This window comes from Aeromicrobium changchenzhani (assembly GCF_057586615.1).
On sequence record NZ_CM172480.1, the window covers coordinates 1,093,802 to 1,120,078 of the forward strand.

Here is a 26,277-nt window from a genome sequence, read left to right on the forward strand (position 1 = left end):
CTCTGTCAGGTTGCTCGGTGCGCGACCCCCGTCGACATGTGCGCGGATCGTGGCAGAAGTGGCCGATCGTCGAGTTGAGCGCAGGAGGAGCAGCCCAAGTCAAACGCGGCGGAATGATGCACTCGAGTGCATCTGGCCTAGCAGGCGATGCGCCGTGGGCCAGTCTTGTTGCTCCCCAGAGATATCGTCAGTTCATGGCAAAGAAAAGTGGTCTGATCTCACCACCGGTCAACAACGGACGATTGTCGTGCCGGGGCGGCAGAGGCGGTCCTCACTGCTGCCGCCTTGCGTGACCTTGCTTCTCGTCCCGCTGCCAATGTGCGCGGCCCTAAGGTTTTGTGGCTACTCGCGTTTTTCGTCCAACCCGTCGGCCCGCTCGCGTAATTTGCAAAGGGCCGTAACTAGAGCCTCGGGCCCACCAGCCGCGGCGGTTAGACGCAGGTCTGGCGTGGAACCACCGAATTTCGACATGCGATCGACGCTAGCGGCCTCCCGCCTCGCGAATACCGATCACCGAAAGCAGTAGCGGGTGCTGTGTCACAGACACGCGCCCGCGGCAAGAAGGTCAATATGTCTGCCAAGATCGGTGAAAATGATCGATGCTCAATTTGGAACCTGCCTCACCTAGGACGCTCAATGGACAAGTTTGATCTCGACCGACTTACACCGACTGACTTCGAATCGGTGTGCAAGGACATTTTCGAGACGGTTCTCGGAGAGCGGCTCGAGATCTTTGCGCCTGGTGCGGACGGAGGCGTGGACCTTCGACGAATATCGCCGAAAACCCGCAGCAAGCTGATAATTCAGTGCAAGCACTGGGGCAGGTCTGGGCGCTCAAAGCTGCTTTCTCACTACAAGCGAGTGGAAGCTGACAAGGTTGTAGCGGCCGCACCGGACCGCTACATAGTTGCGACCACAGTCGAGCTAACTCCGGCATCAAAAGATGTCCTGGTCGATCTGTTGAAACCGTTTCTGCTCACCACCGGTGACATCTACGGGGCCGACGAAATTGAGGCGATCCTCCGCGAACAGCCCGAATTGGTTCGTCGGCATATTCGTCTGTGGCTTGCGAGCGCCCAGGTCCTCGACGCGCTGCTGAATCGGGACATACACAAGCGGGCCGCCTTCTTTTCGGAGGAAGTAGTCGAAACGCTCCGCACATTCGCACCAAGTCGCGCATTTGACGAGGCAATGGCGATCCTCGAGGCGCACCGAGCCTGCGTGATTGTCGGCATCCCAGGGATCGGGAAGACCACTCTCGCGCACGCGATGGCGGCTTCGTGTGCGGCTGACGGGTATGAGTTGTACGAGATCGCCGGAGACATCGATGAAGCACTGAAGGTATGGGACGACTCGGTCAAACAACTCTTCTACTATGACGATTTCCTTGGCCAGACCTCACTGCGGGACACCGTGGACACGAGCGAAGACTCTCGACTGGTTCAACTGATCAAGAATGTCTCGCGCAGCCCGAACAAGTTGCTCGTGATGACTTCACGCGAGTACATCCTCGCGCAAGCTCGGATCAGGTCTGAACGAATCATGAATGCCCAAAACTTGGAACTATCTAAGTTCATTCTCGACATCGACAAGTACGGGCTAGCCACCAAGGCCGAAATTCTCTACAACCATCTTTGCTTCTCGAACCTGCCAAACGACGTCCTCGCTACGTTCGCCGAACCAGACGTATATGGGCCGATCATCAATCACCGAAATTTCAGCCCGCGACTGGTAGCTCTAACGATCGAGTCTGCGGGCCAGGATTCAGAGCCGACTGAGACCGCTCAGTCGCTGATTGAGAATCTCGACAACCCTGATGCCCTGTGGTCCCACATGTTCGACAACCAGCTCAGCCAGGCGGAGGCGGACCTCGTCCTGGTTGTCTACACACATCTTCATCCGATCGATTTCGACGCCGCCGTGGACATCTGGGCTAAGAGTTCCGTGGCCGCAGATGGCGGCAATCCTCACCGAACGGTCAAAACAACTGTTGCGATGCTGGAAGGGACGCTTCTGCGAGTACTCCGGCCGGTCGGCTCAGGACGCACCGCGCGCTTGGAATTGCACAATCCGTCGATACGTGACTTCCTTCGTGCACGTTTGTCATCGGAGCCCGCCTCGGTCAGATCCGTGATCGAGCGCGCGCAATCGTTCGAACAAATCGCGACCATGTTCGTCGTGGCCGACGGATATGGCGGGGACGAGCTGCTGGCGCGCCTCAAAACAATGAGCGAGCTTATCGAGAGCCGAGTTTCTGCCCTCCTCCCCGCCGAATTGAGCGACCCTGACTGCGACGAATGGCTGCAATTTCTGGGCCAAGCAATTGAAATTGGCTGCGTCCTCGGGAGTTCGGTGATCGAACAGATCTGCGGCGATGCGCTCGCCAATGGGTTCCCGAGCTATGCCAGCGACCCTGCTGCCGCAGTGCGGGCCATACGTGCCATACGAGAGACGGATGCCACGTCCCCGCCCAACGGGTACGAGAGGTCTCTGACTGAATGGTTCATCGATGATCTGCTGAGTGATGTATCGGATTGGGATATCGCGCGATCAGTTGAGGGCTATCTAATCGATCTAGGAGGCGATCTTGCGCAAGCAGCCATGGCGTCGACGTTCGAGCGCATGGACGATATGGCAATAAGAGCAGCCGAATCTTTCGCGCACGACGGCCATTACACGAATCTGTCTACTGCGCGGGACATGGTGGACCACTTGGGCCAAGGAGATCCAGACGACGTCTTTGGTTACGGGGAAATGGCCGCAGCCGTTGAAGAGGCGCATGAGCGTCAGTGGGAGGAATACCGAGATCTTGGCAGTCCGGGGCCCTCGAGCGGATCAGAAGGCACATCCGAGATCGCAGCGATGATGTCGAACCTCCGAGACATGGGCCGCTAGATAACGCGACGGGACGGCGCCGGCCTAGATCGCCCAACCGTCACTGATCGGCGAGACGTTCCTGTACGAATCGCACGAATGGCTCTACCTCGAAGGCACGAAATTCAACCTGTTCCAAGTCACTGTCTGCCCGACTAATCACCTGGCCGCGTCATTATGGGCGGAAGGCAGCACGTCGCCTGGCGGAGTGTTCAGTCGGGATATGCTTCGGCCGGCTGACGGTGGTTGCAATTACGGTCTCGGCTGTTCGGCAATTGCGGTGCAGAGGGTTGGCGGCTGACGTCGAGGTTTCGTGCGATGGCTGCTTTCGGCAGGCCCGCGGCGACACGTTCGCGTGCTACGGCGATCTGTTCGGTGGTCAGTCCGGGTTTGCGGCCCTTATATACCCCGCGAGCTTTGGTTTTGGCGATACCTTCGGATTGGCGTTCGCGGATGATGGAACGTTCCAGCTGGGCGACGGCACCGAGAATGTGCATCTGGAATTCGGCGTACGGGTCGTTGGTTCCTGGTTTGAATATGAGTTGCTCTTTGGCGTATTCCACGGTCACGCCGGCCGAGGTCATCTCAGTTACCAGTGCGACCAGATCGCTCAGGGAGCGCGCAAGTCGATCCATCGAATGCACCCTGATGATGTCGCCTTCATGGACGAATGGAGTAGCTCGGCGAGTGCGGGCCGGTTCCGGTCTTTGCCGGAGATCTTGTCTTCGAAGATTCGGTCGACGTCGCCAAGGTCTTGCCAGTCGGTTTTCTGATCGGCACTGCTGACGCGAACGTATCCAACGGTCTGCCCTTTGTGCTCAACCATCTCCAGACCCTCTCGACATAACTGTCCAATAACTCTGCATGGAGTCTAGGTGGACACTCTGACGAATACTTGGCAGTTGTCACTTTGGGGTGTACCCAAACGAGAAACGTTCCCAGCTGACCTACTGGCTTGTCCGACCGAGTCAGATGGACGAGGGGCGAACCTCGAGCATCCCAAGCGCCAGCCGACTCTGAATCGCAGCTATCTCCACCGCGGTGCTGCCCCCGTCCGGCCGGTACCAAGTGGCGAAGGCTGAGCAGAGCAGCACGATGTTGCGGGCGGCATGGCGAGGGTAAGGATTGGCGAACTCGCCGTCGCGGACGCCGCGCTCGGCGATCTCTGTGAACAAGCGTTGGGTGTCGTCCCGCGCGCTCACGACGGCCCGGCGTTGGGGGCCGGTCAAATAGCGGAATTCTCCGATGGCGATGATTCCTGCCGACTGGTTGGTTGCGCTCCACAGCACGTAGGTCTCGACGGCGGTGCGCATCTGCTCGGTCGAAGTTGCACCGGCGGCCTCGAGTGCATCGCGGAGCTTGGACAGCAGGTCGTCGTTGGCCCGCCGCAAAACTTGCGCGAGCAGGTCGGCCTTGCAGGGCACGTAGTTGTACATGTTCGCGAGGCTCGTACCGGCCCGCGTGGCGATTTCCCGCATCGAGGCGCCGTTGAACCCGAGCGCCGCGAACGCCTCCAGTGAGGCCGCGAAGATCGCCGCCTCGTTGGGACGGCGCTTCTTCTGAGATTTTGGACGAGGGTCTTGACTGGGTGATGTCATACATACATACTACGTACGAACGATCGTTCGTGACTACCCTCACATCCTACTGGAGGATTTCCGTGTTCGACGACCTAGAGATCGGTGACACATTCGTCACCGAACCAGCGGTGCTGTCTGCCCTCGCCCCGTCGGCTCACCCGGCTGCGGTGGCGGCACAAGTGGCGAGGCTGTGGCTGGAAAGCGGCGTCCAGCGCGACGCCGTGGTTCGTCACGTACACGTTGACGGCGACATCGTCTGCTCGGTCCCGAACGTCGCGGAGCTGTCGCTGCGCACCGTGGTGGTGCGGCTCGAGCCGCACTTGGATGGCAACAGCGGGCAGGTCACCTGGCACCACGAACTGCGAACCACGGCCGGCCATGTTGTGTACGCGGGCACCACCGCCGACGTCCTGCGAGCTGACGATGCCTCCGGGCGTCGTCAGCACCGCGATGTCGGCACTCTCGCTTGGGGCGATGAGCTTGCCACGCTGCTGGCGACCGACCCGCGGTTCACGGAGGCGGTGGCCACCTGGGACGGAGCCATAGGGTTGAGGTCCGACGAGCGCATAGTGGAGTTGCGGCTGTACCGGGGTCGCGTCATCGAAGTGACTCGGCGCTCGCCGCATGGTGCGACGTTCACGTTCGGCACTGACGCCCGGACCTGGGCCGACGTCCTCACCGGCACTCCCGTGCCGTTCGGTGTGCGGCTGATGCGCGGGGAGTTTGACGTCACGGGCGATCCCTACGAGTACCTCCGGCTGACGAAGGCGCTGGAGATCGTCGTCGACACGGCCTGTGTCCTCGCCGCCACGGTCGCGGAGGCCGTGCGATGAGGCTCCACGCCCACCACGTCGTCGTTGACGGTCGGATCGGTTTCGTACAGGAGACGGTCCCCACCGACCCAATCGGTATCACCCTGCTGGTGCTCCACACAGCCGGGCAGAGTGGCGTGCAGTGGCGCCATGTGCTCGAGGAACTCACCACCCGCGGCTATCGGGTGGTCGTGCCTGACCTGCCCGGTCATGGGCACAGCGAGCCCGCGGCCCACGGCCCGGTCACGGAGGTGTCCTGGTACGCCAACTGGCTGGTCGGTGTCATGGACGAGCTGCGGATCGAAACGCCGGTGGTGGTTGGATGCTCGATCGGCGGCAAGATCGCGCAGGAGCTGGCGGTCCGGCACGGCCAGCGCCTTGCCGGCTCGGTGTCAATGTGCGCCGAGCCCGGTCCCGGCCGAGGGAAGCTGCACGCGCTGGTCCGCGAGCTCGAGGACAGCGCCGCGCCGGCCCGCAGGGATCGCACGCACCTGGGCACGCGGGCGGTGATCGGTCGGCACGTCCCCGAGGCACGGGCGGCCCTCATCGCGCGGATGCACTGCCGCGAGGACCCAATCGTGTCCAACAGCGACCTCATCGGCTGGTGCGGCCACGACCTACGCCAAGACCTGCCCGGGGTCGGCTGCCCGATGACCTTCGTCGCCGGGACCGACGACCTGTGGGTCGATGCGGGCGCCGTCAAGCGGGCGGCGGCCGAGGTGCCGGGCGCAACGTTCGTCCTCCTAGACGGGGTCGGCCACTATCCCATGGAGGAGATGGAGGACTTCGCCCAGCTACTCGATGCCTGGGTCCGGGACATGGAGGTCACGGTACGATGACCGGTCTCGGCTTTCTCGACGTCTTCACCGACCTGGTCGAGCAGGACCCGGCGGCCACGGTCTTGTACGACGCCCACGCGGGCCAGGCGCCGCCCACGGTGGTAAGCCGCGTCGAGCTCGCTGCGACGGCCGCGTCCCTGGCGGAGGACTTGCGCTTCCTCGGGGTGGGCGAGGGCGACTGCGTTGCGGTCTGGCTGCCGAACTGGTCGACCGCGGTCGCCGCTCAGTTGGCCGTGCTCTCGCTGGGCGCGCACGTGGTCGGCGTCAACACGCGGTACAACACCGCCGAGGTCAGGCACGTCTTGGAGATGGCTCGTCCCTCGGTCGTGGTGGTGGCGCACGACTTCCACGGCCTGGACCTGGCCCGACGTCTACAGGCCGCCTTCGCGAATGTCGATGTCACGGCGCCCGGCGTCTTGGTCGTTGCGGCTCCCGGTGCGGGCCCGGCGACTGACGTGTCGACCTACAATCTAGGTGGTGGAGTTCGGGCCTTCGCCGCGTCGCCTGGCGTGGAGCCACTCACCCCGTTCCCGCGGATGGCGTTGGCGGTTTCCTTCACTACCTCCGGGTCAACCGGTCGGTCCAAGATCGCGGCCCACTCCGAGACGGGTCTCGTTGCCCACTCCCGCGCGGTCGCGGTGGCAGCTGGAATTAGCGCCGGAGACACGGTGCTGGGAGCCCTCCCGTTGTCTGGTGTCTTCGGCTTCACGCCCGTCATGGCCGCGGTTCTGACCGGCGCGAGCGCTCTCCTAGAGCCAGTGTTCGACCCCGTAGGGGTGCTCGACGACATGGTTGCCTGCCAAGTGACGCACGCCGCAGGGGCCGACGATATCTTCGGCCGGTTGCGGGCCGCTTGGGCGGAGCATCGCGTGCCCCTAGTCCTTCGTTGGATCGGCATCGCTGACTTTGAGGGTCGATCCCGTGAGGTGGCGGACTGGGCGCGGCGAGAGTTCGGCACGTGGGTCGGCGGTGTCTACGGATCGTCCGAGCTCTATGCCCTTGCCGCCTTCTGGCGAGAGGGCACGCCGCTAGACCGAGCAGTCGATGGCGGTGGCACGGTCGTGTCGACCGCGATTGAGTATCGGGTTGCGGACCCCGTCACCAACGAGGAGGTCCCCGAGGACGGCGAGGGCGAGCTACAGTTCCGAGGTTGTTGTGTCGTGGATGCCTACCTGGGCGATCCGTCGCTGTCCGAAGGTACTTTTACGGTGGACGGTTGGTTCCGTAGCGGCGACATGGGTCGCCGCGTCGGCGACGACTCCTTCCGTTTCGTATGTCGCATGGGCGACGTCCTGCGACTCCATGGCTTTCTCGTCGAACCTTCCGAGATCGAGCTGCGGCTGAGCGCCCATCCAGCGGTGGCCCTCGCCAAGGTGGTTGGGGTGCCCTCAGAGGCCGGCGGCACCGTGGCCGTTGGCTTCGTGGTGCTTCGGTCAGAGCTGCCTACCCCGACGAGCGATGAGCTTCGTTCCTGGTGCGCCGACAGCCTGGCGAAGTTCAAGGTGCCAAGCACGGTCATCACGGTCGCGGAGATGCCGATTACGTCGGGTACCAACGGCACAAAGGTCCGGGTTGCGGCGCTGCGCGAGCAGGCTGCGGTCTGGCTCCGGGCCGGGCCCGCATCCTGAACACACGAACCCCACTAACACCCAACGGCCGCCCGTCGGCCTACAAACGGAGGTAATAATGCAGGCACGATTGAAGCGCTACTTCGCAGTTTCCGCGATCGCGGCGCTGACTATGACCACGGCCGCGTGCGGTGCGGGCGGCTCTGCGGGCTCGGCTAACGGCGACGTGCTGATCGGAGGCCTCTGGGCCACTAGCGGTCCGCAGGCCGTTTACGGCGACTATTTCGATCACGGGGCCGCGCTGGCTGTCAAGGACATCAACGCCGAGGGCGGTATCGCCGGCAAGCACAAGCTCAAGCTCGCGGTCGAGGACACTCGCGCCCTTCCCGGGCCGGCGGTCACGGCGTTCCAGAAGCTGATTGGCAACGACGTCAAGATGGTGCTGAGCTCGTTCTCGAGCCAGACCCTAGCCTTGATGCCGATCGCCACGGGCAAAAAGATTCCCGTGATGAACGGAGGTGCCCAGAGCGACGCGCTGGGCGCCGCCGGCGACTTCCTGCTCAATACCATTCCGCTGGTGAAAAACGAGAGCGGCGTCCTGGCCAAGTACCTCATCGATGAGAAGAAGTTCAAGAAGGCTGCCGTGATCTATACCAGTGACGACGGCGGTGAGTCGGCTCGCGACAGTTTCAGCAAGGCTTACAAGGCCGATGGTGGCCAGGTCGTCGCAGAGGAGAGCGGTGAGTACCAGGGCACCGATTATCGCTCCCAGCTCACCAAGTTGCGCGCCTCCGGTGCCGACGTGTTGGTGATCGGCGCCTTCGGTCAGGACACCAACAACATCGTCAGCCAGGTCCGCGAGATCGGTTGGGACGTCCCGATGGCGAACACCTCCTGGGCCGCCATCCCCGAGGTTCTCGCCAACAAGGCGGCCGAGGGCTTGATCTTGACGTCGATCCCGTTCAACCCCGAGCCGGCCTTTGTCAGCCGATACAAGAAGGCGTACGGCGAGGCGCCGACCAGCTCGTACATCGGCAACTACTACGACGCCGTGAAGGTCTTCGCCCAGGCCTACGCGGTGGCTCTGAAGGACGACAGCGACGTCACCGGCGAGGACATCATCAAGGCCATCAACGAGATCAAGACGTTCCACTCTGTCTACGGCTCCGACCTGACCTTCGAGGGCGGCGTCGCATCGCGGCCGATCAACGTCGGCGTCGTCGAGGGCGGCAAGGTCAAGACGCTCGCTGAGAACTACGGCCGCTGACCCACCACCCCCACCGATAGGATATTCATGGACCTGTTCGTCCAGCTCCTTCTAAACGGTCTCGTGGCCGGGAGCCTTTACGCCCTCGTGGCGGTCGGCTTCGCGCTCATCTTCGGGGCCACGCGACACTTCCACATCGCCCACGCCGGCGTGTTCAGCTCGGCCGGGTACCTCGCCGTGATCGCCACCCAAGACTTCGGGGTCTCGGAAGCGCTGGCCCCGGTGCTCGGGGTGCTGCTGGCTGTCCTCCTCGGGGTCGCTCTGGTCCGCTTCCTCTACGTGCCACTCGGGCGGCGCGGGGGTGAGGGCTTCGTGCTCTTCCTGGTCTCGCTGGGGGCGCTGGTCATCGTGGACAACCTGTTTACGATCAACCTCGGTGCCCGCCCCGCCAGGGTCGCCCTCGGCGACTGGTTCCACCACGTCATCCACCTCGGCTACTGGTCGATATCCGCTGGCCAGGTCGTGTTCGTCGTGCTGACGGTCTCAATGTTCGCGGCGCTGGTCCTCGTGCTGGCGCGCACTCGGGCCGGCAAGCTGATCAAGGCATACTCCGGCAACCCGGAGTTCGTCCAGGTCGTCGGCCGCCGCCCGCGCCGGGTCCTGGTGCTGGTCTACGCGACGGGCTCTCTGTTCGCCGCGATCGCCGGCCTCTATGTCTCGGCCGACACCGGCATGCAGCCGGGGCTGGGCGAGACCTACTTCATCATCTCGATCATGGCCGTGTTCATCGGCGGCATAGGCAGCGTCGCGGGAGCCTTCGTGGCCGCCATGGCCCTGGGCATCCTGCAGAACATTCTGCTGCTGCGCATCGACCAGCAGTGGACGCTGCCGGTCATCTTTGTCCTGTTCCTGGTGCTCATCACCGCCAGCCCCGGCGGGTTGACGGCCCTGCAGCTGAAGCCGAGGAGGCGGACCGCGTGAGCCCCTACATCCTGTCCATCCTGATCTCGATTGCGATCTTCGCGATCCTCTCGGTCTCGCTGAGCCTGCTCATCGGGCACCTCGGGATCTTCTCCATGGCCCACGCGGCCCTGTTCGGGGTCGGCGCCTACACGTTCGCCCATCTCACCGTGGACCGTGGCTGGTCGGCGCTCGCGGGCACGGTCGCGGCCATGGTGCTGACCGCGGTGGCCGGTGGCCTGATGGCGGTCCCGGCGCTGCGGGTGGCCGGCGACTACTTCATCGTCGCGTCGTTCGCCCTCCAGGTCGTCGCTTCGAGCGTGTTCACCGGTTGGACGTCGGTCACCGGCGGCACCAGTGGGGTCCCGGGCCTGGTCCGGCCCGTCCTCGGCCCCTTCGACCTCTTCGCCGATGAACCGTTCCTCGTGTACTCGCTGGCGGTGTTGCTCGTCGTGGTGACGCTGGCGTTGTGGCTGGTCCGGTCGCCGTACGGCCGGATGATGCACGCGATCCGCGACGACGAGATGGTCGCCGCCACGATGGGCAAGCCGGTACGCAGCACCAAGCTGCTCGTCACCGTGCTCGCCGGTGCCTTCGCCGGCCTGGGCGGCGTCGTCTACGGCCAGTACATGATGTACATCAGCCCCGGCTCCTTCGAGGTCGGCACCTCGGTCAGCATCATCACGATGGTCGTCATCGGGGGGATGACTTCGGTCGTGGGCGCCGTCATCGGGGCGGCGGTCATCGTGCTCATCCCGCAGCTCCTCCAGCAGGTCAACCTGGCGCAGTCCGTGGCCGGCCCGCTCGAGCAGGTGTTGTTCGGCGTGCTCCTCGTTGTCCTCATGTTCACCCGTCCACAGGGCCTGGTGTCCGACCGGCCCCGGGTCCGGAAGCGCTCCGAACCGTCCGCCGAAAGTCCCGACGCCACGCCGGAGGTCAGCAATGCTTCTTGAAGTCAGCTCCGCATCCAAGTCCTTCGGTGGGCTCCAGGCGGTGAAGAACGCCTCCTTCGGGGTCGAGGACGGTCAGGTCACCGGGCTCGTGGGTCCCAACGGCGCGGGCAAGACCACGCTGTTCAACATGATCACCGGGACAATCCCCACCGATCAGGGAACGATCATCTACGACGGCAAGGACATCACCCGCGCCAGCCCACAGGAGCGAGTCGGAGTAGGTATCGGTCGCACGTTCCAAGACGTGCGGCTGCTGCCTCGGCTCAGCGTCGTCGAGAACGTCTGCGTGGGTGTCCAACAGGCGCCCGGGGAGCGCATGCGCAGCGTGTACTTTCGTCCGCGACAGGTCCTCAAGGCCGAGCGGGAGACCGTCGACTTTGCTCACGAGTGCCTGGACTTCGTCGATATCCCCGAGCCCGTGCGACACCAAGCCGCCGGCTCGCTGTCGTACGGTGAGCAGAAGCTGGTTTCCATCGCCCGGTTGCTGGCCACCCGATCCCGGCTACTGCTCCTCGATGAGCCCACCTCGGGCCTCGACGAGTCCTCACTCGACCGGTTCCGCCAGGTCTTGGCCCGGCTCATCGCAGACAAGCGGACGGTGCTCCTCGTCGAGCACAACATGCTGCTGGTCCGCGAGCTGTGCAACCGGGCTGTGTTCCTCGGCACCGGCGAGGTCCTCGCCATCGACACCCCCGAAAAGCTCATGGAAAGCGAGGTGCTCCGCGATGTCTACTTCGGCGCCTGAAGAGACCACGGCCCTGTTGAAGGTCGAGGACGTACATGTCGACGTCGCCGGCCAGCCGGTTCTCCAGGGCCTGTCCCTGGACATCGCCGAGGGCGAAATGGTGGCCGTGCTCGGCCACAATGGTGCCGGCAAGTCCACGCTGCTGCGCACGCTGCTCGGCTTGGCTCCGGCGAAGTCCGGACGGGTGCACCTCGCCGGGTGGGATATCACCCGCGTGGCCACACCTGACATAGTCGCCGCCGGGGTCGCCCTCGTCCCCCAGCAGCGGGGCTACTTCGAAAACCTCTCCGTGGCAGACAACCTCACGTTCGGCGAGCGCGGCGACGGCCGGATCTCGCGGGAGCACGTCCTCGAGATGTTCCCGGCCCTCAAGGAGCGCATGAGCCAGCTGGTCGGCACCATGAGCGGCGGACAACGACAGATGGTCGCCATCTCCATCGCGCTCATATCGAGCCCGCGACTACTGATGCTCGACGAGCCCTCGGTCGGCCTCCAGCCCAACCTCGTCGACACGGTCATGCGGGCAGCCCAGCACATCAACCGCGAGTTCGGCATCACGGTCGTGCTCGTGGAGCAGAACATCGAGAAGGCCCTCCAGGTCGTCCAGCGCGTCGTCGTGATCAATCGAGGTCAGGTGATGCTGGACAAGCCCGTCGGCCAAGTGACAGCCGACCAGATCTGGCGGCTGCTGTGAGCATCTCCGTCAACGGGCTGGTCGTCGACCACCCACTCACCGTGTCCGACGTGCACCGACGGATGGAGTTGGGCGAACACGACGGACTCATCGTGCTCTCGATGAAGGGCGGCAGAGCATGACGTCACACGTGGACGACCACAGTCTCTACTACGAGGATCTCGAGATCGGGATGATGCTCCGCTCCTCGGCCCGGACAGTCACTGAGACCGACCTGGTGACCTTCTGCATGGTCTCCGGCGACTGGAACCCCATCCACTCCGACGAAGAGTTCGCGCAGGGCACACACTACGGTCGGCGGGTCGTCCACGGCCTGTTTGGCATGTCGTTGCTTACCGGGCTGATGGATCGTGCAGGCTGGTTCTCCTCGACGGCGGTGGCCATGCTCGGCATCAAGGACTGGGAGTTCCTCAAGCCGCTGTTCGTGGGCGACACCGTGCACTGCGAGCTCGAGATCACCGACCTACGCCTCACGAGCCGGGGGACCACCGCCGTGGCCGGCCGCCTCTTTCGGCTGGTCGACCAGCGCGGCGAGGTGCTCCAGAAGGGGCAGATCCCGCTAATGGTCCTGGCCCGTGGCATGGAGGTGACATGAACGATCCCGTGGAGCTGCGGCAGTCGGGTGTGGTTGCCACGATCATGCTGCACCGTGCCGAGCGTCGCAACGCCCTCGACCTGTCGGCCCGGGAGGGGATGCGGCCCTGCCTCGACCGGGTACGCCGGGATCCGGGCGTCCGCTCCGTCATTCTCACCGGCGGCGATGCGTTCTTCTCCGCTGGCGAGGACATGTCGTCTATGCAGGGCGTAGGTGGTGCGCTCCTCGCTCCGGTCGAGCGCTACGCCATCGGAGTGGCCTGGGGCTTGGTGCTCAGCTGCGACCCCGTCGTGGCGGGCGAGTCGACCTACTGCCGGGCGCCGTTCGCGCACCGGGGTCTCGTGGCAGACGGGGCCGTGGCCTGGCACCCGGCCCGTCGACTCGGACGCCACCGGGCTAACCGTCACCTGCTCCTGGCCGAGCGGATGCCCGCCAACACCGCCGCGGCCGCGGGACTCGTAAACCACCTCGCCGAGGACGGCAGCGCCACCCGGGTCGCCGGGGCCCTGGGGGCCGAGCTCGTGTCCAGTCCCCGCGAGAGCAACGCGCTCGCCAAGTCCCTGACCACGCGTGGCGAGGACCTCAACCTGCGCCGGTTCCTCGACGTCGAATGGACAGCCGTCGCGCTCGCGGCCCACGACGCCGACGCCACGGAGGGCCGAGCGACCTTCACCGACAAGCGATCCCCGGAGTTCCCATGACAGCACAGCCACATCCCCTGGCCGGAGTTCGCATCGTCGAGGGGGCCACCTTCGTGGCCGGCCCCTCGGGCGGCATGGCCTTGGCCCAGCTCGGCGCCGAGGTGATCCGCGTGGACCCGCCACGCGGCGGCAGCGACTACCAGCGGTGGCCGGTCGACCCGCAGGGAGCAAGCCTCTACTGGGCGAGCCTCAACAAGGGCAAGAGCTCGGTGGTCATTGACTACCGCCGCCCTGAGGGCCGCGAGCTGTTCCTAGAGCTCGCCACCGCCCCAGGTCCGGGCGCCGGGATCTTCCTCGACAACATGGTCGGCCGGGCGCGCCTGACGTACGACGATCTCAGCGCCCGCCGTCCCGACATGATCCACGTGCACGTGGCCGGCCGGTCAGACGGACGCCCCGCGGTCGACTACACGGTGAACGCAGGAGTGGGGATCCCCGACATGACCGGGCCTGAGAACGCCGGATCGCCGGTCAACCAGGTCCTGCCGGCCTGGGACCTGCTGACTGGCATGACGGCCGCCACGGGGGTCCTGGCGGCGCTGCACCAACGCTCCTTGTCGGGCGAGGGGTCGCGGATCGACCTAGCGCTCACCGACGTCGCCCTCTCCGCCGTCGGTAGCCTGGGGTGGCTCGCCGAAGCCGAACTGGAGCGCCGGCCACGGCCCCCCCACGGCAATCACGTGTATGGCTCGTTCGGCGTCGACTTCGCCACATCCGACGGGCACCGGGTCATGGTGGTGGCCCTCACCGGCAGGCAGTGGCACGCCCTGTGCCAGGTGACCAACACGGCGCCGGTCTTTGACGTGCTGGCCCAGTCGCTGGAGGCCGACCTCGACAACGAGGCTGACCGCTACCGGCTCCGGGAGACGATCGCCGCGATCCTGCGACCCTGGTTCACCGAGCGGACCTTGGCCGAGGTCAGCCGGGAGCTCGATGCCGCCCGGGTGCTCTGGGGCCCCTACCGCACCATGGCCGAGGCCGCCGATGATGCGCGCGCCGCCACGGGATCGGTCGCCACAGAGATCCGGCAGCCCGGGGTAGGTGCCATGCTCGCCACGGCCGGTCCGCTGCGCTGGGACGCCGAGCTGGCGCCACCGGTGCCGGCCCCCCAACTGGGCGACGACACCGAGCGGGTGCTGGGCGACATCCTAGCCCTGACCCAGGCCGAGGTCGGCCAGCTCGCCAACCAAGGCGTCGTGGGCACCGGTAACGCGCACGCCAGGGGCGGCGTATGAGCACCCTCACCGGACGCGTCGCCACGGCCGGCACGCTGCTGTTCGTCCCCGGCCACCGGCCGCACCTGTTCGACAAGGCGACTGCGGCCGGCGCTGACCTGGTCGTCCTCGACCTCGAGGACGCAGTGCCGCCGGCGGCGAAGGATGAGGCCCGTGGGGCGGTCGTGGCGTGGCTGGCCGGCGGATCGGTGGCCGCCGTGCGCGTCAACGGCTCTGGCTCGTCCTGGCACGCCGACGACGTGGCGGCGCTGGCGGATTGGACGGGCATCGTAATGGTTCCCAAGGCCGAGAACCCGGCTTTGCTGGTCGCGCTGGCCGACCGGCTCGACCGGGCGACCCTGATCGCGCTGGTCGAGACGGCTCGCGGCATCGTGGCCGCACCGGCGATCGCCGCCGCCGAAGGCGTGGCTCGGCTCGCGTTCGGGAGCATCGACCTCGGCGCCGAGCTTGGTGTCGACCCCGAGGACCGGGAGGCCATTGCAGTCGCCCGGGGCGCGCTCGTCCTAGCCTCCGCTGCGGCCGGTATCGCGCCGCCGATCGACGGGGTGACACAGGATCTGGTCGACGACGCGCGGCTGCGCGAGGACGTCAGCTACGCGAGGCGGAGGGGGTTCACCGGCAAGCTCTGCGTCCACCCCCGCCAGGTGCCCGTGGCCGCCGCCGCTCTCGCCCCCACCAGCCAAGAGTTGGCCTGGGCCCGGTCCGTGGTGGCGGCCGCCGGTGACGGCGGGGTCGTGTCGCTCGACGGGCGGATGGTCGACCGTCCGGTCGCCGAGCGGGCCCGGCGGATCCTCGGCACCACCCACTCGACATCAGACGACACCGAGGAGGCGTGATGCCGGAGCTCAGCGAGGACGAGCAGGAGATCGTGGGGCTGGTCGCGGAGTTCGTGGACCGGCGCGTTAAGCCGCAAGTGCGGGCGCTCGAGGCCGCGGACGTCTACCCAGAGGAGCTCATCGAGGGGATGAAGCGGCTGGGCTGCTTCGGGATGCTCGTCCCCGACGAGTACGGCGGCGTCGACGTCAGCATGGCGTGCTTCGCCCGGGTCACCGAGGAGCTCTCCCGTGGCTGGATGAGCCTCGGCGGCGCCATCGGGGGCCACTCTGTCATCACCTACCTGATCAAGACGTTCGGCACCTCGGAGCAACAGGTCCACTACCTGCCCCGAATGGCCGACGGCAGCGTGCGCGCCACGATGGCACTCACCGAGCCCGGCGGCGGCAGCGACCTGCAGGCTTTGCGCACCACCGCCCTCCCGGACGGTGACGACCTGGTCGTCAACGGCTCCAAGACGTGGATCTCCAATGCGCAGCACGCCGGCCTGATCGGGTTGCTGTGCAAGACCGATAAGGACGCCGAGCCGGCCCACCGAGGCATGAGCGTGGTCTTAGTCGAGCCCAGCGACGGCCTCGAGATCTCCGGGAAGATCCCCAAGCTCGGCTATCGGGGGGTCGAGGCCTGCGAGCTGGTCTTCGACCGGATGCGAGTGCCCGCCGGGGCGGTGCTCGGCGGCGTGCCCGGCGCCGGCTGGGCCCAGATGATGCGCGGGCTCGAGGTCGGCCGCGTCCAGGTCGCCGCCCGGGCGGTCGGCGTCGGCCAGGCCGCCCTCGATTCGGCGGTGGCCTACGCCCAGCAACGCGAGTCGTTCGGCCAGCAGATCTGGAAGCACCAGGCGGTCGGTGCCCATCTCGCGAACATGGCGACCAAGGTGCAGGCCGCGCGCCTGATGACCCTGGATGCCGCCAGCCGGCTTGACACCGGTCGCCGCGCCGACATGGAGGCCGGGATGGCGAAGCTGTTCGCCTCCGAGGCGGCCATGGAGGTGGCCCTTGACGCCATGCGTGTGCACGGTGGCTACGGCTTCTCCAAGGAGTACGACGTCGAGCGGTACTTCCGCGACGCCCCGCTGATGATTCTCGGAGAAGGCACCAACGAGATCCAGCGCAACGTGATCGCTGCCCAGCTGATCGCGCGCGACCGCCAGCACGGCAAAAGTGAAGGAATGTGACCATGAAGCTTCTCGAAGGCAGGACCGCGGTCGTGACCGGCGGTGCCCAGGGCATCGGTCTGGCCATTGCGGAACGATTCGTCGCGGAGGGCGCCCGGGTGGTGCTCGGCGACCTCGAGGAGGCCGCGGCATCCGCGGCGGCCGAGATGCTCGGCGGACCGGAGAAGGCGATCGCCGTCCGGTGCGACGTCACCCGGGCCGACGAAGTCCAGCAGCTGCTCGAGGCCGCTACCACCACGTTCGGCGCCTTGGACGTGCTGGTCAACAACGCCGGCATCACCCGCGACGCCACGATGCGCTCCATGAGCGAGGACCAGTTCGACCAAGTGGTCTCCGTACACCTCAAGGGTTGCTGGAACGGCACCCGGCTCGCGGCCGCGATCATGCGCGAGCAGAAGTCGGGCGCGATCGTGAACATCTCATCCCTCTCGGGGAAGGTGGGCATGGTCGGCCAGACCAACTACTCGGCGGCCAAGGCGGGCATCGTGGGGCTCTCGAAGGCGGCCGCCAAGGAGATGGCGCACCACGGTGTGCGGGTCAACGTCATCCAGCCCGGCCTGATCAGGTCCGCGATGACCGAGGCGATGCCGCAGAAGGCATGGGACCAGAAGATGGCCGAGATCCCGATGCAGCGTGCAGGCGAGCCGGCCGAGGTCGCCTCGGTGGCGCTGTTCTACGCCAGCGACCTGTCTTCATACATGACCGGCACGATCGCCGAGGTCACGGGCGGGAGGTTCATGTAGCCGTGGACTGGCAAGCACACACCATCGTTACCGAGGAGCGCCTCCAGCCGGGGCCAGTCGCCGCGCTCGCACGGCTCCTCGACGACGGCACGCCCCTCCCTGCGGACGGCGACGTCCTGCCGCCTCTGTGGCACTGGGTGGCGCTGCCGCAGTGGCCGCCAGCGTCCGAGACTGGCGCCGACGGTCACCCACGCCGGGGGTCGTTCCTCCCTCCGGTGCCGCTCCCGCGGCGGATGTTCGCTGGCGGTGAGGTGCGGCTACACAGACCGCTGCGGGTCGGGAGCACCGTGCGTCGCGAGAGCACCGTGCTTTCGGTGACCGACAAGGAGGGACGGTCCGGCCCGATGGTGCTCGTGACGGTGGAGGTCCGGCTGTACGACGAGCACGGCGCGCTGGCTCTGGAGGAACGGCAGGACCTAATCTACCGCGAGGGCGGCGGCCCATCGGAGCACTCTACGGCCGCGGTGCAGCCCGTTCCCGTCGTCGGCACACCGATCGCGTGCACCGGGCCATGGGACGCTGAGCTTAGGACCGATCCGACGGTCCTGATGCGCTTCAGCGCAGCCACCGCCAACGCCCACCGCATCCACTACGACTGGCCCTACGCCACCGCCGTCGAGGGCTATCCCGGACTGGTGGTGCACGGTCCCCTGCTGACGCTCGCCCTGGCCGAGATGCTGCGCCTCGACGCCCCCGACCACCAGGTCACGAGGCTCGTCCACCGCAACCGCCAGCCGCTGTTCTGCGGTGAGCCCGCCCAGATCCGTCGTACGCACGCCGCGAGCGACGAGATCAGCCTGGCCCTGCTCGGCCCGCCCCGGAAGCCAAGTGATGACGACCGGCTCCTGACCAGCCTCGACGTCGAACTCGGCGCGACCACCCCCTGAACCCCCAGAGAAGGAAGACTCCCATGCGCGAAGCTGTCATTTGCGAACCCGTCCGCACCCCCATCGGCCGATACGGCGGGATGTTCAAGTCCTTGACCGCCGTGGACCTAGGCGTCAGCGCCCTCCAGGGGCTGATCAAACGGACCGGGATCGATCCCGCCCTCATCGAGGACGTCATCCTCGGCCACTGCAACGGCAACAGCGAGGCCCCGGCCATCGGGCGCGTGGTCGCCCTTGACGCCGGCCTGCCGGTGACGGTGGGGGGTCAACACCTCGACCGGCGCTGTGGGTCCGGGCTCCAGTCGGTTATCAACGCCGTGATGGCCGTGCAGAGCGGCGCCAACGACGTCGTCGTGGCGGGCGGCACCGAGAGCATGAGCAACGCGGCCTTCTACTCCACGGACATGCGGTGGGGCGGCGCGCGCCACGGCGTCCAGATCCACGACAGCCTGATGCGGGCCCGGTCGACCGCGGGCGGACGTTTCCACCCCGTCCCCGGTGGGATGGTTGAGACGGCGGAGAACCTGCGCCGGAAGTACGACATCAGCCGCGGCGAGCAGGACCGCTTGGCCATGATCTCGCACCAGCGCGCGGTGGCAGCCCAGCAGTCCGGCGTCTACGCGGAGGAGATCATCGCGACGACTGTGCCCTCGCGCGGAGAAGACGTGATCGACACCGATGAGCACCCGCGCGCCGACACTTCGATGGAGAGCCTAGGCAGGCTCAAGCCGATCCTCGGCCGCAGCGACCCCGAGGCTACGGTGACCGCCGGCAACGCCAGCGGCCAAAACGACGCGGCCGCCGTCTGCCTAGTCACCACCGCCGAGAAGGCCGAGGAGCTGGGCCTGCGCCCGCTGGTCCGGCTGGTCTCGTGGGGTGTGGCGGGGGTGCCGCCGCACCTGATGGGCATCGGACCGGTCCCCGCCACGGCGAAGGCACTCGGACACGCCGGCCTGTCGCTCGACGACATGGACGTGATCGAGCTCAACGAGGCGTTCGCGGCCCAAGCACTGGCCGTGATGCGGGAGTGGAAGTTCACCGACGACGACCTAGAGCGAACGAACCTCCACGGCTCGGGCATCTCCCTGGGCCACCCCGTGGGAGCCACCGGCACCCGGATGCTCGGCACGCTCGCCCGCGAGCTGCATCGCCGCGGGGCCCGCTACGGTCTCGAGACGATGTGCATCGGCGGCGGCCAGGGCCTGGCAGCGGTCTGGGAGCGGGTCTCCTAACCAGACTTGATCGCTGCGGCCTTCGCGCCATCACGATGCTCTCGAACCTCATCATTCAGAACGGGCCCCGGGCGGCTCGTCGGCAGGTCTCCGCGGACTGCGGTCGAGAAACACAGTCAGCGTTTTCATTCAGCGCTGCCCGCAGGCGCGCTCCGTGGCACGCACGTTGGCGCCGACGCCGCCCGAACCGTCACTGTCATGGGGATCGGGACTGACTTCGAAGCAGCGGGTCGTAGTAGCGCCGCAACCGCTCGACCGCAGACATCAGGCTCGGATCCTCCAAGCTCACCGCACTCAGCGCCTGACCTAGCGCAATTCGACTGATCTTCGAACCCAACAGCTTCCAGGCCAGAGGCAACCGATAGGTGCGTCCGTCGCCGTAGATGCCTAGCGCCTCGCTTACTTTTGCCAGGGTCTTGCCTCCGCAGCGCCAGCACCCTCGGAAGATTCCGGCCGATGCAGGAACTGTAACGGCTGCGACCGCCGATGAGAATGGCCTCTGGACTCAGGAAACAGGGCAGACAGCGTTCGCGACGCTCGAATCCGGAACCGAATACTTCGGGTCGCCCCAGCAACAGACAATGCTCAACTTCCGGGTCCGCGACTTGGCGGCCATGCTCGTCCAGTTGCGCTGTAAGGGAGCAGACGTGGCCGATGAGGTGCAAGACATTAAAGGTGTCGGTCGATTCGGTTGGGTAACCGATCCGGAGGGCAATCGGGTGGAACTATGGCAGCCCGCCTGACACAGTTGTTGAGTAGTAAGGCGAGCGAGGCGGCAGGACGACTGTCTAGGAGTCTGCTGAAGTAAGCCTGTTCTGGGGTGTGCGCGTGAGCATTGCTGTTGTCTGGGCCTGCTCTGATGACGAGTTGGGTTCTTTGGCGATGTGGTGTCGCGCAGAATTCGGTCCGGGTCCCTGGGGCACGCAGTCGCGGCGGCGCAGCCGCCGTGGGCTTATGCGGTTGCCCAGGTCCCGTTTTCGAGGGTGAGTCCGAGGTTGAGGAGTCGTTTGAGATTGATTCCGGCTGCCCTCGTGGCCCACCAGGCGTTGTTCTTGACCACACCCCGGTAGGGGACACGGCGGGCGTCGCGTGTCATCCAGGCGATCGACCGTTCGACCATGGGCCGGTGTTGTTGGTAGACGGCCTGGAAGTCTGGATCCTTCGCGCTGGCCCGGTGTTCGCGTTTGATCTGGTCGTGGACGCCGATCAGCATCTTGCGGCCTCGCGCCGACTTGGTGCACTGCGCTGCCAGTGGGCATGCCGAGCAGATAGAGCCGAACGTCACGCGGCCCTTTGCGGTGATCTTCCGGGTCTGCCCGGCCGGACACGTCACTGTCCGGCTCTGATGGTCGACGGCGAAGTCATCAATTGTGAAACCACCGGGAACGGCACGGTTGATCGGCATCGGTTTGATAATCGCCCTGTGTCCAGCTGCTCGGATCGCAGCGAGCATGTCTCCTGATCCGTAGGCCGAATCACCCAACACCTCAACGGGTTGGCCGCCGATAGACGTGTCGGCGGCGATGAGCTCGGCGCCGCGGGCCGCGTCACCGTTCTGGGGTCCTGCAGCTTTCGTGAGTGCTGCGGCGGTGACCAGGCCGGTGTCAGGCTCGATCACGATGTGGGCTTTGAACCCGTCCTGCTTCTTCTCCCGCGACTTGTGCGCATGCCGTGTCTGGGGATCGACGGTGGAGATGACCCGGTCGGGGGCGACCTTGCGCGCGATCTGCCACCGGCCGTCGGTGCCATCAGTTCCCTCAGCAGGTTCCACATCCTGACCAGCAACGAGTGCCAGCAGGGCGACCGCCTCGGACTGCGCCTCGCTCAACTCGGCGCCCTCAAGACCAGCCAGGACGCTCAGTGCGTCATTGACCAGGTTCGTGATGAGTTGCTCGCGGGCTGCCCGGTCGTCCCAGGCGATATCGGGTTTGCCCGGCACCGAATAGTCATGCCCGCTCAGGCTGGCGACCAGATCGCCAGCTTGCGGGACCAGACGGGCGACGCGGCGGATCTGCGCGATCAGCTGGGTGACGGTGTCTTGACGGGCGACCGCATCGTCGAGGATCGTCGAGTCCACAGCCCTGCGTCGACGCCCCGACAGGACACCGGTGGCGGCGATGACCTCGGCGACGGCGTCGAAGATCCGGTGCGGTCGTTCGCTGGCCGCGAGCCGGCGGCGCCAATACGTCAGAACCGAGTGATGGAAACTGGTGTCAGTCACCGCGAACCCACACGCGGCTTTCCAGCGCAGATCGAACGTCACCGCCTCCGCGGTCTGCCGATCCGACAAATTGTGGATGGTCTGCAACACCAGCACCGACGCGATCACCTCGCCCGGGATCGATGGCCGGCCCCGGCCCGACGGGAATAGATCAGCGAACCCGTCATCGGGGAACAACACGCCCCGGTTCTCGGCAAGGAAAGCGAACACCGACCCCGCCGGAAGCAAATGCCCCGCGACCGACTCCACATCCAAAAACTGACGCTGCCCATCATCACGACCCTGCATAGATCAATGATCCCAGCCCAAATCAGACCGACCCCGCAGACACGCCATTGTTCAGCAGACTCCTAGGCACTGAAGTCACCGATGGGATCCCAGACACATCCGCGGCCCGGCTCTTCATACGAGCAGAACAGTCGCTTCATTCCGCCGCGATGGACGCACAGCGACGAGTGCTGCCGGGGTCCCGAATCTTGGGCATCTGATGGCTACTGGCTGATCCCAAGATCAGCATTCGTCGAATGCTGAACCAGCATTCGGTCTAACGGAAACCCTGCAATGACGCGAAATAAAACGGCACAAATCGTCACACACCGAATACGGCCATATAGCTCTGACCTCCGGAAACACTTGAATTGCAGTCAGTTGCTTGACAAGTGGCACCAGTGGCAGGCCGCATAGCCAATGCTCAGAAAGATCGGCCGGTTCTGATCGGCGGCAGCGGTTAGCGCCTCAGCGCCCCATTCATACCAATCGACCGGATTGTCCTTGTGTTGCAGGAGGTACGGCGAAGTTGAATACGCAAGTCTGTTGGTCACATCCCTACCCTGCCATCACGTATCGAACGGGTTAGATTTGCCCTGAAGCGCTCTCCCAGCATTTCCTCAGCATTCGACCACGTCTCCGCGACGAAAATATCGCGTGTGCACGGTTGCAACCATTCGGACGGTTCAAACGGTTCCGGTCATGATCAACTATTCCGTGCCACCTGAGCACACATTCCTTTCCGCCAAAGAAATCATCGCCCGTATCGGTTGGGGCCGCACCAAGGGCTACAAAAAAATCAAGGCACCAACGTTTCCGAAGCCAGTTGCAGGCCGCTATCGCTTGGACACGCTGCTCGCATGGGAAGAGTCGTTCTTCGAAGATTCAGGCGCAACGCATGCCACTATCGCCCAAGCACCAGAGACCGACAGTCGCACGGCGCTTCCTGCCACGGACGTTCATACATTCGACGTCGCATCGCAGCCACAGCTCACAAACCCGTCAGAAGAAGTGGTTTCGCTCCCCTCCCGCCGACGCACTCGCAACACAAACAAGACACGAGTCAACTGATGTCGAAAGGGGTTGCCCAGAGTTCTGTTGACACTTTGACCTGCCCCATGGCCTAGTTACCCGGTGAGTTGTGAATTTCAGGCTGGGATGAGTGGTTGTTTGTAGGCTAGCTCGAATTCGATCGGTGATCGATTGTCCAGGCTGGAACCGCGCCAGAACCCTCGGTGACACTGACCCGACCACAGCCTCGTTGCCGGCCGCACGAACGTCTCAACTGATGACGACCAATTCGAACGGAGCACGTACGCCAATCATTCGGGCCCCGTTCCCAAAGCCGCTGCATTCTGGGCGAAATGCACCACTCCGCTCGTCAGCAATCCGGATAGAACCGTCACCGGTCAGGGATCGGCTTGCGGAGACGAGATCCGGCCACTCGACCACTTGGTTTGGGACAACGGGTTCCGAAGGTTTCGATGAGTTCTCGACGGCGATGGCCGGATACGGTCGCGACCACCGCAGGCGCAGACCGGCCGATGTCGATGCTCTGCTGGCTGAGGTGCGCGAAGACCTCTGACACGGCAATGCCGCGACACCCCCGACGCGTTGTTCATCGCATCGTTCACACGGGGACGGCGGCCTAGTGCGGACCAGTTGCCCCGACCGTGATCTTAGTGGTGAATCAGAACGTTCCGTCCGACCTGCGGTCCCGTCGAATCGGCGGCACCGATCAGGACGCCGCTGGGAGCGTGGAAACCTCGCCCAGACTCATTCTGCTGGGGCCAAGGAGAGGATGAAAATCAGAGGCGCTCACACTTTGACCATGCTCCGGGTTGCGGGCGCTGTCAAGCACTTCGCGGCAATTAGTTTGCCGATGCAAAGACATTCCGCGACAGCACGAAATGACACGAACTAGCACGCAGTGCCGCGGCAAAAACCATTTCGTTGACCACGTCGTATTGGCTGCCGGAGTCGGCCAGCACAGGGACAACCCGCCGCAGAAAACCCATCGAAATGCCATCAAGATCAGCCAGAAAAACTCCCAAACGACCAAAAGTAATGGGTATACTGAGACGGTCGGCTGCCAGTCGATCTTCGTGTAGATCAAGGCAACCAAAGCTATCCAAAGACATTTCGATGTTACGGGTGTGGCTCCTGGGACTTACCAGAGGTCACAGGTTCAAATCCTGTCCCCGCTACGATTCAACACTGCGAACAGCGTGTTGGGTGAAGGCCTTCCAAGCATGATCTGGGAGGCCTTCAGCGTTTTCTCCGGATTCACCATTATTGATCGACTTCGCCCGCCAGGTGCGTTCTGCGGCAGCAGCTGTCACCCTGCCGCCGTTGCGGGATCGCGATCACGCTGGCCTGGCAATCTTGCATCCTGGGAGAGGGGTATCAATGGTTGGCACTTCGTGCGAATAGGAAAGCCCTGTCGTCTAATGACCGCGGATAATTGGATTCATAACTATCAACGTGCAGACGGTGCTCAGATACGCAAGGATGCATGCCCTCGCGGAGGTTTTCGTGATCGACCACATCAGCAATTAGAAGTGCTGTGCAGTTTCAACGCGACGAGATCGGCGCGAGCCCAGACTCAGCCTGAATCCACCGATGCCCATCGTTTGAGTGGTCGGTTCTGATTTTGGTGACGGGGTCGACGTTTGGGCAGGAGGGGCTGGCGGACCTCGTTGTCCGTGTTGTCCACTGGGTTTTCGTGTCGCGCCGGTTGGCTGGATGGTCAGGCAGCGGCCGGTGTTGGCGGTCCGCAGCCGATGGCATTGTGTAGTTCGTTCCAGGCCGTTTCCCACTGCCAACCTTCGGGCAAATGCAGCACGATCCGTCGGGCCGAGGAAGCGATTCGGGCCGGAACCGTGATGAGTTTGCGTCGGATCGTGGCGGTGGTCGCTTTCGCCAGGCCCGGTCCGGTGAGGGTTGCGGATGCGCGGGTGAGGTTGAATGTGATCACGGCCAGGACCAGCCAGGCGCTGTTCGCGGGAAACGATTTTGACGGCAGATGAGCCAGCGACGAGTGTTTCAGATCGGCGTGGACTTGCTCGATGATCGCGTGCTGGCGGTGGGTCTTGTCCGCGTCCACGGTTCCCAGATCGCTGGTGGTGAAGAAGGCGTGGAACCGCCAACTGTCGAACAGCGTGGACTGGCCGTTCTTGGCCTGGGTGTTGAGGGTGGGGGTTCGGCGGACCACGAGCCGCCCGGCAATATGGCGGGCTTTCTTCTGTGACGCGAAAGCGATGAATTCGATTTCGGCGACCTCAGCCCGCGACACCCATTCGCCGGTGTCTTGGTCGAAGACCGGGTGGGTGTATTCGATTTTCTGCCAGTTGGTCTCACCGATGGCCGTGATCGCGGCCTTGACGGCCGGGTCCAGCCTGGCCGTGACCGACACATCGGCGCCGGTTTTGATCGCTGCACTGATTGTCGGATGGCCATAGAATGCTGAATCGGCGCGCAGCAAAACCTTGCCCGGAGTGTCTGCCCTCTGGAGCTTCTTCAGGGTTGACATGGCTTCGGCGACCAACTGGGATGCACCCCGCGCAGAGTTCGCGGCGCCTTTGCGCATGCGTTGGGCGATGATCACAGGTGCGGCCAGTTTCGTCGACACTGTCACGATTGCTGCGTTGAGCCCGCGGACACCGGAATAGCCGTAACCAGAACCCTGCTTGGTATAGCCGTGGACCTCGACGATGGTGTCGTCGATGTCGACCATCACATAGTCGTCGCCATCGTCGAGACCAGCGATCAGCGGCGTCTTCGTGGCGAGTGCCTTCAGGAAGCGGGAGGCAATCGCGTCGAGTTGGCGGACATGACCGAAGGTGAACGTTCGCAGGAACGACCCCAACGTCGACGGCGCATAGACATGCTTGAACAGGCGCCTCATGCCGCCGTGGCGAAGGACACCCATGTCATCGATCGAGTCAGCCCCGGCGACCATCCCCGCAACCAAAGACATGACCTTCAGACCCGCATTTGCGCCCTTGTCGGTGGGAACACTCAGATGTTTGTCAGCCAGATCACGAAGCCCCGCCGATTCGGCCAACCTGACAACCGGGACCAGACCTGCGGCCGACACGAGATTCGGATCATCGAACGAGGCTGAAACAGCGTGGCGTTTATGAGAGAGTTGCAT

At 64.9% G+C, this 26,277-nt stretch carries 25 protein-coding genes and 1 pseudogene; 20 read left to right on the plus strand and 6 right to left on the minus strand.

The features are described from left to right. The first annotated feature begins 636 nt into the window (after window positions 1-636). Window positions 637-2,895 carry a restriction endonuclease gene (locus tag AC2YB9_RS05505; protein ID WP_487267748.1) on the plus strand — a complete coding sequence of 753 codons (2,259 nt, stop codon included), beginning with the start codon at window positions 637-639 and terminating at the stop codon, window positions 2,893-2,895. Window positions 2,896-3,086: 191 nt separating this feature from the next. Here the strand turns inward: AC2YB9_RS05505 and AC2YB9_RS05510 are convergent. Then, window positions 3,087-3,700: pseudogene (locus AC2YB9_RS05510) on the minus strand (recombinase family protein). Between the two features lie 142 nt (window positions 3,701-3,842). Next, window positions 3,843-4,472: a TetR-type transcription factor C-terminal domain-containing protein gene (locus AC2YB9_RS05515; protein WP_487267749.1), complete on the minus strand. Its 630-nt coding sequence runs from the start codon at window positions 4,470-4,472 to the stop codon at window positions 3,843-3,845. A 29-nt stretch (window positions 4,473-4,501) separates the two neighbouring features. Here AC2YB9_RS05515 and AC2YB9_RS05520 point away from each other — a divergent pair, with 29 nt between their 5' ends. The 18 genes from AC2YB9_RS05520 to AC2YB9_RS05605 all read left to right on the plus strand — a co-directional run bounded on the left by AC2YB9_RS05520 (window position 4,502) and on the right by AC2YB9_RS05605 (window position 20,376). Beyond that, entirely contained in the window at window positions 4,502-5,287 is a 786-nt protein-coding gene (locus AC2YB9_RS05520) for a hypothetical protein (protein ID WP_487267750.1), read from the plus strand. Beyond that, entirely contained in the window at window positions 5,284-6,105 is an 822-nt protein-coding gene (locus AC2YB9_RS05525) for an alpha/beta fold hydrolase (protein WP_487267751.1), read from the plus strand. Before AC2YB9_RS05520 ends, AC2YB9_RS05525 begins: the two co-directional genes overlap by 4 nt. Then, window positions 6,102-7,733 (plus strand): AMP-binding protein, encoded by a 1,632-nt coding sequence (locus tag AC2YB9_RS05530; protein WP_487267752.1) that lies wholly within the window; start codon window positions 6,102-6,104, stop codon window positions 7,731-7,733. Before AC2YB9_RS05525 ends, AC2YB9_RS05530 begins: the two co-directional genes overlap by 4 nt. A 112-nt stretch (window positions 7,734-7,845) precedes the next feature. Beyond that, window positions 7,846-8,940 carry an ABC transporter substrate-binding protein gene (locus AC2YB9_RS05535; protein ID WP_487267753.1) on the plus strand — a complete coding sequence of 365 codons (1,095 nt, stop codon included), beginning with the start codon at window positions 7,846-7,848 and terminating at the stop codon, window positions 8,938-8,940. Window positions 8,941-8,967: 27 nt separating this feature from the next. Continuing rightward, complete coding sequence (locus AC2YB9_RS05540; RefSeq protein ID WP_487267754.1) at window positions 8,968-9,861, plus strand: branched-chain amino acid ABC transporter permease; 894 nt, start codon at window positions 8,968-8,970, stop codon at window positions 9,859-9,861. Further along, window positions 9,858-10,793 carry a branched-chain amino acid ABC transporter permease gene (locus tag AC2YB9_RS05545; protein WP_487267755.1) on the plus strand — a complete coding sequence of 312 codons (936 nt, stop codon included), beginning with the start codon at window positions 9,858-9,860 and terminating at the stop codon, window positions 10,791-10,793. The genes AC2YB9_RS05540 and AC2YB9_RS05545 overlap by 4 nt, the downstream gene beginning before the upstream one ends. Further along, window positions 10,783-11,538: an ABC transporter ATP-binding protein gene (locus AC2YB9_RS05550; RefSeq protein WP_487267756.1), complete on the plus strand. Its 756-nt coding sequence runs from the start codon at window positions 10,783-10,785 to the stop codon at window positions 11,536-11,538. The genes AC2YB9_RS05545 and AC2YB9_RS05550 overlap by 11 nt, the downstream gene beginning before the upstream one ends. Next, window positions 11,519-12,232, plus strand: coding sequence for an ABC transporter ATP-binding protein (locus tag AC2YB9_RS05555; RefSeq protein ID WP_487267757.1), 714 nt, complete (start codon window positions 11,519-11,521; stop codon window positions 12,230-12,232). The genes AC2YB9_RS05550 and AC2YB9_RS05555 overlap by 20 nt, the downstream gene beginning before the upstream one ends. After that, window positions 12,229-12,354, plus strand: a complete 126-nt coding sequence (locus AC2YB9_RS05560) for a hypothetical protein (protein WP_487267758.1) — start codon at window positions 12,229-12,231, stop codon at window positions 12,352-12,354. Before AC2YB9_RS05555 ends, AC2YB9_RS05560 begins: the two co-directional genes overlap by 4 nt. Continuing rightward, window positions 12,351-12,827 carry a MaoC/PaaZ C-terminal domain-containing protein gene (locus AC2YB9_RS05565; RefSeq protein WP_487267759.1) on the plus strand — a complete coding sequence of 159 codons (477 nt, stop codon included), beginning with the start codon at window positions 12,351-12,353 and terminating at the stop codon, window positions 12,825-12,827. Before AC2YB9_RS05560 ends, AC2YB9_RS05565 begins: the two co-directional genes overlap by 4 nt. Then, the gene (locus AC2YB9_RS05570) at window positions 12,824-13,528 is read left to right on the plus strand and encodes an enoyl-CoA hydratase/isomerase family protein (protein ID WP_487267760.1); all 705 of its coding nucleotides are present in this window, start codon (window positions 12,824-12,826) and stop codon (window positions 13,526-13,528) included. The genes AC2YB9_RS05565 and AC2YB9_RS05570 overlap by 4 nt, the downstream gene beginning before the upstream one ends. Beyond that, on the plus strand, window positions 13,525-14,763 hold the full coding sequence (locus AC2YB9_RS05575; protein WP_487267761.1) for a CoA transferase: 1,239 nt from the start codon (window positions 13,525-13,527) through the stop codon (window positions 14,761-14,763). Before AC2YB9_RS05570 ends, AC2YB9_RS05575 begins: the two co-directional genes overlap by 4 nt. Continuing rightward, window positions 14,760-15,599 carry an HpcH/HpaI aldolase/citrate lyase family protein gene (locus tag AC2YB9_RS05580; protein ID WP_487267762.1) on the plus strand — a complete coding sequence of 280 codons (840 nt, stop codon included), beginning with the start codon at window positions 14,760-14,762 and terminating at the stop codon, window positions 15,597-15,599. Before AC2YB9_RS05575 ends, AC2YB9_RS05580 begins: the two co-directional genes overlap by 4 nt. Beyond that, window positions 15,599-16,771, plus strand: a complete 1,173-nt coding sequence (locus tag AC2YB9_RS05585) for an acyl-CoA dehydrogenase family protein (RefSeq protein ID WP_487267763.1) — start codon at window positions 15,599-15,601, stop codon at window positions 16,769-16,771. The genes AC2YB9_RS05580 and AC2YB9_RS05585 overlap by 1 nt, the downstream gene beginning before the upstream one ends. A gap of 2 nt (window positions 16,772-16,773) precedes the next feature. Beyond that, window positions 16,774-17,514 (plus strand): 3-oxoacyl-ACP reductase FabG, encoded by a 741-nt coding sequence (gene fabG, locus AC2YB9_RS05590; RefSeq protein ID WP_487267764.1) that lies wholly within the window; start codon window positions 16,774-16,776, stop codon window positions 17,512-17,514. A 137-nt stretch (window positions 17,515-17,651) separates the two neighbouring features. Next, a complete protein-coding gene (locus AC2YB9_RS05595) occupies window positions 17,652-18,401 on the plus strand; it encodes an FAS1-like dehydratase domain-containing protein (protein WP_487268568.1) in 750 nt (249 codons plus the stop codon). A 23-nt stretch (window positions 18,402-18,424) separates the two neighbouring features. Then, window positions 18,425-19,633, plus strand: a complete 1,209-nt coding sequence (locus AC2YB9_RS05600; protein WP_487267765.1) for an acetyl-CoA C-acetyltransferase — start codon at window positions 18,425-18,427, stop codon at window positions 19,631-19,633. 416 nt (window positions 19,634-20,049) lie between these two features. Beyond that, complete coding sequence (locus AC2YB9_RS05605) at window positions 20,050-20,376, plus strand: VOC family protein (protein WP_487267766.1); 327 nt, start codon at window positions 20,050-20,052, stop codon at window positions 20,374-20,376. Between the two features lie 209 nt (window positions 20,377-20,585). Here the strand turns inward: AC2YB9_RS05605 and AC2YB9_RS05610 are convergent, their stop codons facing one another. Both AC2YB9_RS05610 and AC2YB9_RS05615 read right to left on the minus strand, forming a co-directional pair. Beyond that, window positions 20,586-22,142, minus strand: a complete 1,557-nt coding sequence (locus AC2YB9_RS05610) for an IS1182 family transposase (protein ID WP_487267767.1) — start codon at window positions 22,140-22,142, stop codon at window positions 20,586-20,588. A 356-nt stretch (window positions 22,143-22,498) separates the two neighbouring features. Continuing rightward, the gene (locus AC2YB9_RS05615; protein ID WP_487267768.1) at window positions 22,499-22,675 is read right to left on the minus strand and encodes a DUF255 domain-containing protein; all 177 of its coding nucleotides are present in this window, start codon (window positions 22,673-22,675) and stop codon (window positions 22,499-22,501) included. A 148-nt stretch (window positions 22,676-22,823) separates the two neighbouring features. Between AC2YB9_RS05615 and AC2YB9_RS05620 the strand changes: the two genes are divergently transcribed. Continuing rightward, on the plus strand, window positions 22,824-23,192 hold the full coding sequence (locus tag AC2YB9_RS05620; protein ID WP_487267769.1) for a helix-turn-helix transcriptional regulator: 369 nt from the start codon (window positions 22,824-22,826) through the stop codon (window positions 23,190-23,192). Window positions 23,193-23,992: 800 nt separating this feature from the next. On the opposite strand, the gene AC2YB9_RS05625 is transcribed toward AC2YB9_RS05620, so the two are convergent. Further along, window positions 23,993-24,262 (minus strand): hypothetical protein, encoded by a 270-nt coding sequence (locus tag AC2YB9_RS05625; RefSeq protein WP_487267770.1) that lies wholly within the window; start codon window positions 24,260-24,262, stop codon window positions 23,993-23,995. A 608-nt stretch (window positions 24,263-24,870) separates the two neighbouring features. Next, window positions 24,871-26,277 carry an IS1380 family transposase gene (locus tag AC2YB9_RS05630; protein WP_487267148.1) on the minus strand — a complete coding sequence of 469 codons (1,407 nt, stop codon included), beginning with the start codon at window positions 26,275-26,277 and terminating at the stop codon, window positions 24,871-24,873.